Origin of the sequence: Methylobacterium sp. 2A, from assembly GCF_009806555.1 — a bacterium.
Lineage (GTDB): Bacteria > Pseudomonadota > Alphaproteobacteria > Rhizobiales > Beijerinckiaceae > Methylobacterium.
In genome coordinates, this window is sequence record NZ_VUOK01000003.1 from 395416 (window position 1) to 408613 (window position 13198).

The following is a 13198-nucleotide window of genomic DNA, read 5'->3' on the forward strand; positions in this document are numbered from 1 at the left end:
TTGACGGCCCATCACGGCCCGACCTGTCCACAGCTTCACCACGGAGCCCCGCCATGGCGACTCTCATCCTGTCCTCGGCCGGGGCGGCGGTGGGCACGGCCCTCGGCGGGCCGATCGGCGCTGTGGTCGGGCGCACCCTCGGCGCCGTCGCGGGGGCGGGGCTCGACGGTGCGCTGTCCGGCTCCGGGCCGCATACGCGCTTCGTCGCGGGGCCGCGGCTCGCCGATATCAGCGGCCTCACCTCCACGGAGGGCGACCCGATCCCCCGGGTCTACGGGCGGGCCCGGATCGGCGGCAGCCTGATCTGGGCGACGCGCCCACTGGAGGTCGCCAACACCACGGTGCAGCGCGCCGCCACCCCCGCCAAGGGCCTGGGCGGCCAGAAGACCGTCACCACCCGCTACACCTACTTCGCCAACCTCGCGGTGGGCCTGTGCGAGGCGGAAATCGCCTGCGTCCGCCGGATCTGGGCGGACGGCAGGGAGATCGATCAGGTCGGCCTCACCATCCGCGTCCATACCGGCGGCCCGGATCAGGCGCCCGATCCGCTGATCGTCGCCAAGGAGGGGCCTGAGACCGCGCCGGCCTATCGCGGCCTCGCCTACGTGGTGTTCGAGGGCCTGCCCCTCGCCGATTTCGGCAACCGCATCCCGCAATTCGCCTTCGAGGTGATCCGCCCCGTCAACGGCCTGTACGGCCGGATCCGCGCGCTCGAGATGATCCCCGGCGCCAGCGAGTTCGGCCTCGATCCGGATCTCGTCACCGTCGATCTCGGCCTTGGCCGGACCGAGGCCGCCAACCGGCATCAGCTCCAGCGCGCCACCGACGTGCTCGCCTCCCTCGACGCCCTCCAGGCCCTGTGCCCCAACCTGCGCCGGGTCGCCGTGGTGGCGACGTGGTTCGGCACCGATATGCGGGCCGGGTCCTGCCGGGTGGTGCCGAAGGTCGAGGCGCGGACCAAGCGCGCCCTGCCGGCGGATTGGAGCGTCGCCGGGATCACCCGCGCGGAGGCCGAGATTGTCACGATCCTGCCGGACGGCAACCCGGCCTATGGCGGGACCCCGAGCGACGACGGCCTGACCCGGCTGGTCGCCGAGCTGGTCGGCCGCGGCCTGGAGGTGCTGCTCTACCCCTTCGTGATGATGGACGTGCCGGCCGGCAACGGGCTGCCGGATCCCCGCGTGCCCGGTGCGGCCCAGCCGCCCTATCCCTGGCGGGGTCGCGTCACCTGCGATCCGGCCCCGGGCGTGCCGGGAAGCCCGGACGGAAGCGCCGCGGCCGACGCGCAGGTCGCGGCCTTCTTCGCCAACGGCTACAACACCGAGATCCTGCACTACGCCGACCTGGCGGCCCGCTGGGCGGCCAAGGGCGTCCAGATCGCGGGCTTCGTGATCGGCAGCGAGTATGTCGGGCTGACCCGGGTTCGGGGCGCCGCCGGCTACCCGGCCGTGCGGGCCTTCCGGGCGATCGCGGCGGCCGTGCGCGAGCGCCTCGGCCCCGGCGTCGCCCTGGTCTACGGCGCGGACTGGACCGAGTACGGCGCCCATGTCCTCGACGGGGGCGCCACGATCCGCTTCCCCCTCGACGACCTGTTCGCCGACCCGAACATCGCGGCGGTCGGGATCGACTGGTACGCCCCGGTCTCCGACTGGCGCGACACGCCGGACCATGCCGACCTCGCCGTCGCCGGCGACATCTACGACCGCGCCTATCTCAAGGACCGCGGCGCCTCCGGCGAGGCCTTCGACTGGTACTATCCCGACGCCCAGGCCCGCGCCGCCCAGGCCCGCGTCCCGATCACCGACGGGGCCTTCGGCAAGCCCTGGGTCTTCCGGGTGAAGGACCTCGTGGCGTGGTGGTCGAACCCGCATGTCGAGCGGGACGGCGGCGTCGAGACCCGGGCGACCGCCTGGGTGCCGATGGGAAAGCCGATCTGGCTCACCGAACTCGGCGTGCCGGCGGTGGACAAGGGCACGAACGGCCCCAACGTCTTCCCCGATCCGAAATCGATCGAGAACGCCTACCCGCCGGAATCCCGGGCGCTCCGGGACGAGCTGATCCAGCTCCGCGGCCTGGAGGCGGTGATCGCCCGGTTCGATCCGGCGGTGCCGGGCTTCCGGGAGGCCGACAACCCGGTCTCGCCGGTCTATGGCGGCCGGATGGTCGATCCGGCCGGGATCTTCATCTGGGCCTGGGACGCGCGGCCCTATCCGGCCTTCCCGACCGTGCGCGGGGTCTGGGCCGATATCGGCAACTGGCGGGTCGGCCACTGGATCACCGGGCGGATCGAGGGCTGCGACCTCGATTTGCTGGTTCTGAAAATCCTCGCGGAGTTCGGCTTCGACGCTCCCGTCTCCGTCGAGGCGGCGGCCTATCTCGACGGCTACGTGATCGACCGGCCGCTCTCGGCGCGGGGCGCCCTGGAGACCCTGGCGCAGGTCTACGGGCTCGACGTCTCGGCGGTCGCCGGACGTTTGCGCCTGCGCGGGCCGCGCCGCGACCGGCCGGTGGTGCTCGACGCGGCCGAACTCGTCCGGCTCTCCGAGGAGAAGCCGGTGCTCCGCCAGGTCCGGGCCGAGGAGAGCGCCCTGCCGCGCTCGGTCGAGCTCGGCCTCACCGAGTCGGAGAGTCCGGATTATCGACGCGCCACCGCGGCGGCCGTGCGGCCCGTGGGTGGGCGTCGGCGCGAGACCCGGATCGACGCCGCGATCGTCACCCGCCGCGAGACCGGCGACGGGCTCGCCGAGGCGATGCTCGACCGGATCATCGCGGCCCGCGACAGCGCGGTCCTCACTCTGAGCCCGCGCCGGGTCGAGCTCGAGCCCGGCGACCTCCTGGCGGTCCCGGCCGACGTGCCGGGCGGCCATGTCCTGCGCAGGATCGACCGGATCGACGACGCACCCACCGGCCGCCGGATCGAGGCGAGCGGCGTGCCGCCCCGGGGCGGGCCGGGACGCGGTGTTTCGCGCAGCATGGCGCAGCCGCAGGTGGCGCGTCCGGCCTTCCCGGGGCCGCCGCTGGCCTTGGCCGTCGACCTGCCGGTGGACCGGGGCAGCCCCACGATCCTGCAAGTCCTCGCGGTGGCGGCCGAGCCCTGGCCCGGGGCGGCCGCGATCTGGCGCGCGGAAGGGACGGGGCCGCTCGCGCTCCGGGGCGTGGCCGATTACCCCGCCTGCCTGGGGCGGACCCTCACGGCCCTGCCCGCCGGGCCGGTCTGGCGGATCGACCGCCACCGGAGTCTCGACGTCACCCTGCGGCGGGGCGGGGCGCTGGCGTCGATCGGCGAGGCCGCGATGCTGGCCGGCGGCAACCTGTTCGCCCTGATCGGCCCGGACGGCGCCGTGGAACTGATCGGCGCGGCGCACGCGGTGCTGATCGGGGCCGACACCTACCGGCTCTCGGGGCTGCTGCGCGGGCTCGCGGGCAGCGAGGAGGCCGCCGGCCGCACGGCACCCGTCGGCAGCCTGATCGTGCGCCTCGATGACGGCGCCCTGGTGCCGCTGGTGGACGGGCTCGACGCGGCCGGCCGCGCCTTCCGCTACCGGGTCGGGCCGGCGGGTCGCGACCCGGGCGACCCGGCCTTCACGGAGCTGACCGCGACCGCCGGGCTGACGGCGCTCCGGCCGCTGCGGCCGGTCCACCTGCGGGCGCGCCGGACGGGGCAGGGCGTGCTGCTCTCCTGGATCCGGCGGGCGCGCCGCGACGGCGATGCCTGGGAGCCCGCCGAGATCCCGCTGGACGATCCGGAGGCCTACGCGGTCACGGTGTTCGCCGGCACCGGCGCGGCCCTGCGCACGCTCCGGGCCGAGGCCCAGCAGCTCCTCTATGCCGACGAGGCGGGGGATTTCGGCGGCCCGCAGCGGAGCCTCGACGTGGCGGTGGCGCAGATCGGCGCCGTCGCCGGCCCCGGACCCGCCTGCCGGGCCCGCATTCCCGTCCGTTCGGCCTGAACCTCCGGGGAGATCCCATGTCCGACTCGACGCCCCATCTCGGCCTGCCGCTGATCGCGGCGAGCCAGGCCCAGAAGCACGTGACCCACAACGAGGCGCTCGGCCTCCTCGATGCCCTGGTCCAGCTCGCCTGCCTGGACAAGGACCTGACCGCGCCGCCGCCGAGCCCGGCCGAGGGCGACCGCTACCTCGTGGCGGCGGCGAACCCCGGGGGCGCCTGGGCGGGGCTCGCGGGGCAGGTGGTGCGCTATTCCGACGGGGTCTGGACCGGCGCGGTCCCGCGGGCCGGCTGGCTCGCCTATGTGGTGGACGAGGCCGATCTCTACGTGTTCGACGGCACGGCCTGGACGAGCCTCCGCCGCACGCTCACGGCAAGCCAGAGCGTGAGCCGCCTCGGGATCAACACGGGCGCCGACGACACCAATCGCCTCGCGGTCAAGGCGGACGCGACGCTCCTGACCTGGGACGACGTCACGCCCGGCTCCGGCGACATGCGGATCACCGTCAACAAGAAGGCGGCCGCGCGCGACGCGGGCTTCGTGTTCCAGACCGGCTACGCGACCCGGGCGCTGTTCGGCACCCTCGGCGGCGACGACTTCGTCCTCAAGACCTCGCCGGACGGGGCCGCCTTCACCACCGCGCTCACCGCCGCCGCGGCGACCGGGGTCGTCGGCTTCGCGGCGAGCCCGACCGCGCCGACGCCGGCCGCGCGGGACAACACGACCCGCCTCGCCACCACCGCCTACGTGGATCGGGCCGACGCGGCCGCCTTCGCGCGCACCCAGGTCGAGGACGCCGCCTACGCGATCCAGCCGGGCGACCGCACGGTCGCGGTGATCGCCCTGACCCAGGCGCGCACCCTCACCCTGCCGGCGGCCTCGGCCTATCCGCAGGGGGCGACCCTGACCATCCTCGACGAGAGCGGCGCCGCCTCCGCCGCGCTCAGGCTCACGGTCGCGACCGCCGGCGCCGACCGCGTCAACGGCGCGGCCTCGGCCGCCATCGTCGTGCCCTACGGGTTCCTCGCGCTCCAGAGCAACGGCTTCGACAAGTGGACGATCGTGGACGAGACGGCGGGGGCGACGCCTGCGCTCCTCGGCGCGCCGGTCGGGACCTTCCTGTTCACCCCCGGTGGCGACGGCACGGTCTCCCTGTTCCGCAGCACGGTCGCGCACGGCCCGAACCCGCGCGGCACGACCCTGTCGGGGGTCTCCGGGACGACGCTGACCCTGAGCGGGGCCAACGATGCCGGCCTGTTCTACGACGCGGCCATGCAGGGCGTGTCCCTGGCCCGGATCTGGAACACCACGCGCGGTACCGCGGCGTGGATCGCCGCCGTGCCGGCCGCCAACCAGCTCGCGGTGACGAGCGCGGCCGATGTCTCCGCCTGGGCGCCGGGCGATGCCGTGCAGCTCGGCGACCCGCCCGCGCAGCACGGCGGCCTCAACGTGGTCGCGCTCGATCCCAGCCCGATGCTCGCCCGGCTGTTCGGCCGCGCGTTCCCGCAGACCGGGATCCTGTGCAAGGCCGCCCTGATCGGCGCCCAGGCGAGCCTCGCCCTGTCGGGCTCGGCCGTCGGCGGCAGCTTCGTCGCGGTCTCCAGCCCGGGTGACGCATCGCTGGCCAACGGCATGATCCTCGTCCCCTGCACGGTCCCCTCACCGGTCTCGGCGGCGAACCTCGTGTTCCTGCGCGAGACGATCGCGGGCTCCGGCAGCATCACGATCAGCCTCGCCTCGTCGCTCGCGGTGTTCGCCTGACCGTTCCGCCTGTCCGCGTCCGTTCACCCCCGATCCGCGAGGCTCCCATGACCGCAACACTCGTGCGAGCGAGCTTCTTCGCCCGTCTCCGCGCCGTCGGCCCGTGCGGGCCGCACCTCACGCAGCTCGAAGTCGACGGGCTCAACAACCTGCTCGACGCCTGGGAACGGCTGGGCTGGCCCGCCGACCCGCGCCCCGTCGCCTACACGCTGGCGACCGCGTGGCATGAGTGCCGGCTCGACCTCACGATCCGCGAGGAAGGCCTCGGCCGCGGCCACGCCTACGGCGTGCCGGTGAACGGCCGGGTCTATTACGGCCGCGGCGCGGCGCAGCTCACGTGGATCGACAATTACCGGACCTTCGGCCGGCTCCTCGGGCTCGACCTCGTGGGCGATCCGGATCTGGCGCTGGTGCCGGCGACCAGCGCCGCGATCCTGGTGCTCGGCGCCCGCGACGGGCTGTTCCGCCCCGGCCACACGCTCGGGCGGTACTTCGATGCGCACACCGACGATCCGGTGGGTGCGCGCGCCATCGTCAACGGTGACGGCGCGAAGAACGGCGCGCGGATCGCCGGCTACCACCGGAGCTTCCTGGCGGCCCTGGAAGCCGCCCTCCCGGCCGGCGCCGCCCAGGGCGCCGCGCCGAGCCCACAACCAACCGCGTGGTGGCCGCGCCTGCGGGACGCGATCCGCCGCAACATGCAGAAGGGGGCCTGATCATGGGATTCCTCGCGCTCCTCCCGGCCCTGCTCGGCGCCATAGGCCCGATCCTCGCGAAGGTACTGCCCGACGAGGGCCAGCGGCTTCAGGTGCAGCTCGACCTGCAGAAGGCCCTGATCGAGCAGCAGGGCGAGATCGGCCGGGCGATGGCCGAGGTGATGAAGGCCGATGCCGGCTCGGAGAGCCCGCTCGCCCGCAACGCCCGGCCGATCACGGTGCTGTGGGCGCTGGCGATGATTACCTGGGTCGGTGTGGTCTCGCCGATGCTCGGATTGCAGGTCGAGGTGGTGGCGGCGCTGAAGGGCGTGCCGGCGGAGCTGTGGTCGCTGCTGACGGTCGGGATCGGCGCCTACATGCTGGCCCGCTCGGTCGACAAGATCGTGCCGCAGGTGATCGGGGCGAAGGGATGAGCGCCGAGGATCACGGGCCTCGCGCCGTGGCGGACGCGAGGCCGCCCCGGGCGCGGACATCGCGGGCGGGCGGGGCACGGAGGGGCGGGGTCATGGCGGACACGCTGCCCGAGTGGATCGGGCGCCTGATCGAGCGGGTCGAGGCGACCGGCCGTCAGATGGACGCGCTGGGGGGCAAGCTCGACCGAATGGACGAGAAGCTGGAGGGCGTGGCCTACCGGCGGGACATCGAGGCCTTCGTGGCGCGGGACGAGATCGAGCGGCGGATCGACAAGGCGGTGGACGGGGCGCGGGCCGAGGCGGCCAGGGGGCTGGCCGAGGTCAACGGTCAGGTGAAGTCGCTGTACCGGATCGGCTGGGGCCTGGCCTCGGCGGCGCTGCTGGCGTTCGGGGGGATCGTGCTCGCGAAGGTCGGGCTGACGCCGCATTGAGCGGGATCTGTCGCGGCCCGGACTGCGTGAGCCTCCTGCCCGGGGGCTGTCGGCCTTGCGTGCGGCCTGAGTTACCGGTGCCGGGAGTTTCGGATCTATCTCGGTCGAGCCGACACGATATGCTGCACAGTGGATAACTTCGGCGCAAATCGGCAAATCTGGCCGAGAACAAAGCTTCTCTGGTTTTGCGTGGGCCAGCGGAGCGGGGTAGAGTTGTGGAGGCTCATCCATCCGCCGGCTGAGCCGCTGAATCCCTCAACCGGATAGTCCGCCTCGAATAGAAGGCGAACGCTCTTGCGCGTAGACCAGCGCAGATGGGCCGCATCCATGATCCCCGTGGGCCTGGAGTCACAATCGCCCATCAGCGGACGGATTCTGACGTCGCAGTGCGCAAAATCCGGAATGGAGGGCAAAAGCCTCTGGCAAAACTTGCGCTGTGCTGGCGCGGACAGAGGATTCACTCCCAAAGCCCGGAAATTTGTGAGGCGCTCTTATCCGTCGGAGTGGCAGGCATCGGCCGCCGCGCTCGCCTTCGCGCAGCCGGTCACCCGCGCCGGCCTATCGCTGGCCGCCGGGCCGGGCGGCGCGCTGCCTGAGCGTCCTCGCCGCGGCGACAATCTGGCGGTCTTGGCTGAGGGGGGACAGTTTCGCCGACGGGCCAATCACAGGATCGCGGCGAGCGGCAGTTTTCGGTTTGACGCGGCCCGTCGTGATGCCGGGGCTGAGGCTATCGACCACGCAGGAAGAAAAACCAGATCAGAATGAGGACGGGAATCGGCACGCCCAAAAGCCACAACAGGCTACCTGTCAGCATGTTCTACTCCATAAGACGAAGGCACAACCCGCGGATTTCATCACGTGTTCCCGGATGCCATTCTCCATGCCGGCTGCCTGCCGCCGTCCCGCCGAAGGGGGTGCCGGTCCGGCGCACGAGAGCACGTCTTGGCAAAGGTCTAGTACCGGGCCGTGATCGCAGTCGCGCACGCTCTAAGCCCGTGTGTGACTACGCCGGTCATGGCCGCGGCATACGTCGGATCGAATCGATGTTTGCCGGCGAGAGATCCGCTTCGAGACTGCCGCGCGGGTGCGGTCCTGCGAGCTTGATATCCTGGCGTGCCGCAGCCGATCGCGTCGTGTGGGTAAGCGATCCGGTGGCGGCCGGCCCGTCGCGGTCGGGCCAATCCTCCATTTTGAGGGCTCTGGCTGGCCGCTGGTCGCCACAGCCGTCACAGACCGACACCAGCCACGATTGCCAAAGACCGTGGGTCTTCTCCTGGACCGACGCCGCGCGCTCACGATGCGCGGACGCCAGGGCGACGGTATCCAGATCCGATTGCTGTCTCGGCGCGGCCGTGTTCAGGCCGGCGTCGCGCTGGCCGATGCGTTCGTCCAACTGACCATCGCGCCCCGCCGGCGAGACGGACGGATGGATCCTCAGAGAGCGGATCTCCGGTTGCGGGTTCGGGGGCGCACCGAACGCAGATCTTGGCCACGATTGCGTCATTCGAAACCTGATCCGGCGTCCGGCGCTCGATGGGCGTGAGCGAGGTCGGGCTCGCATCGCGGCTCGGCGGTTTGGTCTGCCCGACGGCGGTCGTGTTGGGCACTTTCCCGGTCGACAACACGCGGTCTGCAGTACTCGCTTGATCGGTCTGCGCGAAGACCGCGCCGATCGGCAGCGTGATGAGCAAGAAAGGGGCGATCAGGGTCCGGTTTGCTGTCATGGCCTCCTCCATGACAGGTCAAGGTGTAGAATTGTACCGCGTTCAATATAGAGACTGAACTTAAGATGCTATCCGCCGAAATGGATACCGGTTCGGTGCAAGCGGGCGCGTCAAAACAGAGGCTCGGGGCCATGCGCGATTGCAACGCTGTCGGGCGCGGCCCTGATGCCCGAGAGGTGTTCGTGGAGCTGATCCGAAGGGCGCCGACCGGGAGCAGACGCTGACCCAACGGCTCCGGCAGGCCCTGACCGGCTCGGCCTCCGGGGATCGTTCCGCAGCCGATGTGAACCCGCGCCGCAGGCCCGGCGGGAACCGGTCGCGGCCTCGGCCGTAGTGCCGGCACGATGCCGTCCGCCCGCCGATTTCCAGCCCGACGCCTGCTCGACGCACCCGCCGGGACGCGTCAACGGCTCCATATTCAGGGCGCATTCAGTGCTCCGGGACCACATCTGCCCTCAATGCGCTACGCCATCGCCCTCGTCGCCATCAGCCTGACCGCCGCGGCCCTCGCCGCGGGCGGCCTCGGCTCCATGGCCGATGACGGGCCGGCCCCGCAGACGGGCACCGTCTCCAGCCAGGCCCCGCTGCGGATCGAGACCTGCCTGTCGCCGGCCGACATGCGCGAGGAGGTCGGCGAGCGCCGGGTGATCCCGCCCGTGGCGGCGATCCGCGCGGCCCGCACGGTGATCCCCCGGGCCGAGATCCAGCGGGCAAGCCTGTGCCGTTACGAGGATACCCTGGTCTACATGCTGACCGCCTTGCGTCGGGACGGTCACTTCGTGCACGTCATCGTGGACGCGCGCACCGGCAGCGTGGCTGGACAGTATTGAGCGGGCGCCGAGATCGTTTCGGAGGGGAGTGAGCCGTGCGTCTGCTCGTCGTTGAGGATGACAAGGACATCAACCGGCAGGTGGTCGCCGCCCTTGAAGAGGCCGGCTACGTCGCCGACAAGGCCTATGACGGCGAGGAGGGCGGCTATCTCGGCGAGAGCGAGCCCTACGACGCCATCATCCTCGACATGGGCCTGCCCAAGGCGGACGGCGTCACGGTGCTGCAGAAGTGGCGCCGGGCCGGGGTGAAGACGCCGGTGATCATCCTCACCGCCCGGGACCGCTGGTCCGACAAGGTCGATGGCTTCGATGCCGGCGCGGACGATTACGTCACCAAGCCCTTCCACATGGAGGAGCTGATGGCCCGGGTCCGCGCGCTCCTGCGCCGGGCCGCCGGCCACGCCACCAGCCAGATCGCCTGCGGCCCCGTCACCCTCGACACCCGCTCCGGCAAGGTCTTCGTCGATGGCGCCCAGGTGAAGCTGACGAGCCACGAATACCGGCTGCTCTCCTACCTGATGCACCATACCGGCCGGGTCGTGTCCCGCGCCGAACTCACCGAGCATCTCTACGATCAGGATTTCGACCGGGATTCCAACACGATCGAGGTCTTCGTCGGGCGGCTGCGCAAGAAGCTCGCGGTGGACCTGATCCAGACGGTGCGCGGCCTCGGCTATCTCGTGGATCCGAACCAGCCGCCGGCGCGGGTGTGAGCGGGGCGGCCCAACCCGGCACGCTGCCGGCGGTCTTCATGCGCGGCGGCACCAGCAAGGCGCTGATGCTGCATCGCCGGGACGTGCCGGGGGATCTGGCCGCCTGGGAACCGGTCTTCCTCTCCGCCATGGACAGCCCCGACCCGTTCGGGCGCCAGCTCAACGGCATGGGCGGAGGCGTCTCGTCGGTGTCGAAGATCTGCGTCGTCGCGCGTTCCGAACGGCCGGATGCCGATATCGACTACACCTTCGTGCAGGTGGTGGTCCGCGCGGGCCGCATCGACCTGTCGGGCAATTGCGGCAACATGCTCTCCGCAGTCGGACCCTTCGCGGTGGACGAGGGGCTGATCGCGGTTCCCGACGGCCTGGTGCGGCTTCGGATCTACAACACCAACACGCGCAAGCTGATCGAGGCGCATTTCGCGGTGCGCGACGGCCGTGCCGTCTACCGCGGCGACCTCGCGATTCCCGGGGTGACCGGTACGGGCGCGCCGATCCGCCTCGACTTCATCGATCCCGGCGGCGCGACCACGGGCCGGCTCCTGCCGACCGGGGCCGTCCGCCAGAGCCTCGACGTGCCGGGCCTCGGGCCGATCGAGGCTTCGCTGGTCGATGCGGCCAATGCCTGCGTGTTCGTGCGCGCCGCCGATCTGGGGCTGACCGGGACCGAGCTGCCCGCCGCCCTGGAGGCGGTGCCGGGCCTGCTCGACCGGCTCGGGCACATCCGCCGCGCCGCCTCGGTGGCGATGGGGATCGCGTCCGACCTTGAGGCCGCTGCGCGCATCGTCCACGTGCCGTTCGTCGGGATCGTGGCGCCGCCGCTTGAGGCCGGCAGCCTCTCCGGCGAGCCGGTGCGGGCCGCCGACATTGATCTGACCGCCCGGGTGATCTCCAACGGCATGCCGCACCAGGCCCTGCCGCTCACCGCCACCCTGTGCCTCGCGGTCGCCGCGCGGATCGAAGGCAGCCTCGTCCACGAGGCCGCGCGTGTGACCGACGCGGCGCTCCGGGTCGGCATGCCCTCGGGCATCCTCACCGCCGACGCCGCCGTGACGCGTGACGGCGGTGTCTGGCAGGCGGAGCGGGGCGCGTTCTTTCGCACGGCGCGGCCGCTCATGCGGGGGGAGGTGTTCTACGATGCGGCGCCGCCCGTCTGAACCACCGACGCATCCATGACCGACCTCATCGGCCTCCTCTCCCTGCGCCGCCGCTCGATCGCGGTGCGGCTCGCCGTCTCGGCCTTCCTGTCGAGCTCGGCGATCCTGCTGATCGCGGCCTGGATCCTGACCACGCTCTATCGCGAGAACACCGAGCGGGCCTTCGACAGCCGTTTGCTCGTCTTCACCAACAACCTCGCCACCGACCTCGTCTCGCCCAACGATCCCGAGAGCCGGACCTTCTCGCTGGGCGATCCGCGCTTCGACCTGCCCCTGTCGGGCTGGTACTGGCAGGTCGGCAAGCCCGACGCGAAGCCGCGGGACGTGCGCACCTCCCGTTCGCTCGTCGGCGTGCCGCTGCCGCCCGCCACCGATTCCGAGGGCAAGGTCGGCGTCGGCCAGATCCGCCAGGGCTACGGCAAGGCCCAAGACGGACGGCTGCTGCGCATCATGGAGCGCGATGTCGATCTCGGCGAGGAGGGCCGCTACACGGTTCGGGTCGCCGGGCCGGCGGACGAGATCGTCAACGACGTCGATCGGTTCCGCAATTCGCTGACCATCACGTTCGGCCTGCTCGGCCTGTCGCTGGCGCTCACCACCCTGCTGCAGATCCGGTTCGGCCTCGCGCCCCTGAAGAAGATGCGCGCGGCTTTGGGCGCCGTCCGCCGGGGCGAGGCCGACCGCATCACCGGCACCTATCCGCGCGACATCGCCCCGCTCACCGGCGAGGTGAACCTCCTGATCGAGACCAACCGCGAGATCCTGGAACGCGCCCGCACGCAGGTCGGCAACCTCGCGCATGCCCTGAAGACGCCGCTCTCGATCATCGTCAACGAGGTCGGCGCCTCGGATGCGCCGGAGGAGCTGGCCCAGAAGATCCGCGAGCAGGCCGCCGTCATGCGCGATCAGGTGAATTACCATCTCGACCGGGCGCGGGCGGCCGCGCTCGCGGGCACGCTCGGCACTTCCACGGAGGTCGAGCCGGCTTTGGCCGGCCTCGTGCGCACCTTCGGCAAGATCTACCGCGACAAGGACATCGCCTACGACGTCCACGTGCCTCCGGGGCTGCGCTTCCGCGGGGAGCGGCAGGATTTCGAGGAGATGGTCGGCAACCTCGTCGACAACGCCTCGAAATGGGCCCATGCCCGGGTGGCGATCCGCGCCGAGGCCGTGACCAAGGCCGATTATCCCCACCTCGTCGTCGCCATCGAGGATGACGGCCCCGGCCTGCCGCCGGAGGCGCGCCAGGCCGTGCTCGGGCGGGGGCGGCGGCTCGACGAGTCGAAGCCCGGCTCCGGTCTCGGCCTCTCCATCGTGGCGGACCTCGCCGCCCTCTACCGGGGGCGCTTCACCCTGGAGCAGGCGGCGCTGGGGGGCTTGCGCGCGGTGCTGGAGGTGCCGGGCGACGCGCCGGTGGGGGCGACGACCCATTGAGCCTCTGCCGAACCGCGTGTCCCATGTTGACGCGTGGAAGCTGCCACGACGATACTGTCGTTGACGTTGA

Annotated in this window: 10 protein-coding genes; 9 read left to right on the plus strand and 1 reads right to left on the minus strand. The window is 71.8% G+C overall.

What is annotated here, in order from left to right:
- Nucleotides 1-53: 53 nt before the first annotated feature.
- The 5 genes from FVE89_RS02040 (at nt 54) to FVE89_RS02060 (ending at nt 7270) form a co-directional block, all read left to right on the plus strand.
- Nucleotides 54-3950, plus strand: a complete 3897-nt coding sequence (locus FVE89_RS02040; RefSeq protein WP_160532455.1) for a glycoside hydrolase/phage tail family protein — start codon at nt 54-56, stop codon at nt 3948-3950.
- Between the two features lie 17 nt (nt 3951-3967).
- Complete coding sequence (locus tag FVE89_RS30865) at nt 3968-5710, plus strand: DUF2793 domain-containing protein (protein ID WP_246730442.1); 1743 nt, start codon at nt 3968-3970, stop codon at nt 5708-5710.
- Nucleotides 5711-5757: 47 nt separating this feature from the next.
- Nucleotides 5758-6426 carry a glycoside hydrolase family 19 protein gene (locus FVE89_RS02050; RefSeq protein WP_160532456.1) on the plus strand — a complete coding sequence of 223 codons (669 nt, stop codon included), beginning with the start codon at nt 5758-5760 and terminating at the stop codon, nt 6424-6426.
- A 2-nt stretch (nt 6427-6428) separates the two neighbouring features.
- A complete protein-coding gene (locus FVE89_RS02055) occupies nt 6429-6839 on the plus strand; it encodes a 3TM-type holin (RefSeq protein ID WP_160532457.1) in 411 nt (136 codons plus the stop codon).
- Nucleotides 6840-6931: 92 nt separating this feature from the next.
- A complete protein-coding gene (locus FVE89_RS02060; protein ID WP_160532458.1) occupies nt 6932-7270 on the plus strand; it encodes a hypothetical protein in 339 nt (112 codons plus the stop codon).
- A gap of 1012 nt (nt 7271-8282) precedes the next feature.
- Here the strand turns inward: FVE89_RS02060 and FVE89_RS30870 are convergent.
- Complete coding sequence (locus tag FVE89_RS30870; RefSeq protein WP_246730443.1) at nt 8283-8663, minus strand: hypothetical protein; 381 nt, start codon at nt 8661-8663, stop codon at nt 8283-8285.
- Nucleotides 8664-9452: 789 nt separating this feature from the next.
- Between FVE89_RS30870 and FVE89_RS02070 the strand changes: the two genes are divergently transcribed.
- The 4 genes from FVE89_RS02070 to FVE89_RS02085 are packed head-to-tail and all read left to right on the plus strand — an operon-like array spanning nt 9453 to nt 13128.
- A complete protein-coding gene (locus tag FVE89_RS02070) occupies nt 9453-9824 on the plus strand; it encodes a PepSY domain-containing protein (RefSeq protein ID WP_160532459.1) in 372 nt (123 codons plus the stop codon).
- 35 nt (nt 9825-9859) lie between these two features.
- Nucleotides 9860-10537 carry a response regulator transcription factor gene (locus FVE89_RS02075; protein ID WP_010684559.1) on the plus strand — a complete coding sequence of 226 codons (678 nt, stop codon included), beginning with the start codon at nt 9860-9862 and terminating at the stop codon, nt 10535-10537.
- Nucleotides 10534-11694 (plus strand): PrpF domain-containing protein, encoded by a 1161-nt coding sequence (locus FVE89_RS02080; protein ID WP_160532460.1) that lies wholly within the window; start codon nt 10534-10536, stop codon nt 11692-11694. Before FVE89_RS02075 ends, FVE89_RS02080 begins: the two co-directional genes overlap by 4 nt.
- 15 nt (nt 11695-11709) lie before the next feature.
- Nucleotides 11710-13128, plus strand: coding sequence for a sensor histidine kinase (locus FVE89_RS02085; protein ID WP_160532461.1), 1419 nt, complete (start codon nt 11710-11712; stop codon nt 13126-13128).
- Nucleotides 13129-13198 lie beyond the last annotated feature (70 nt).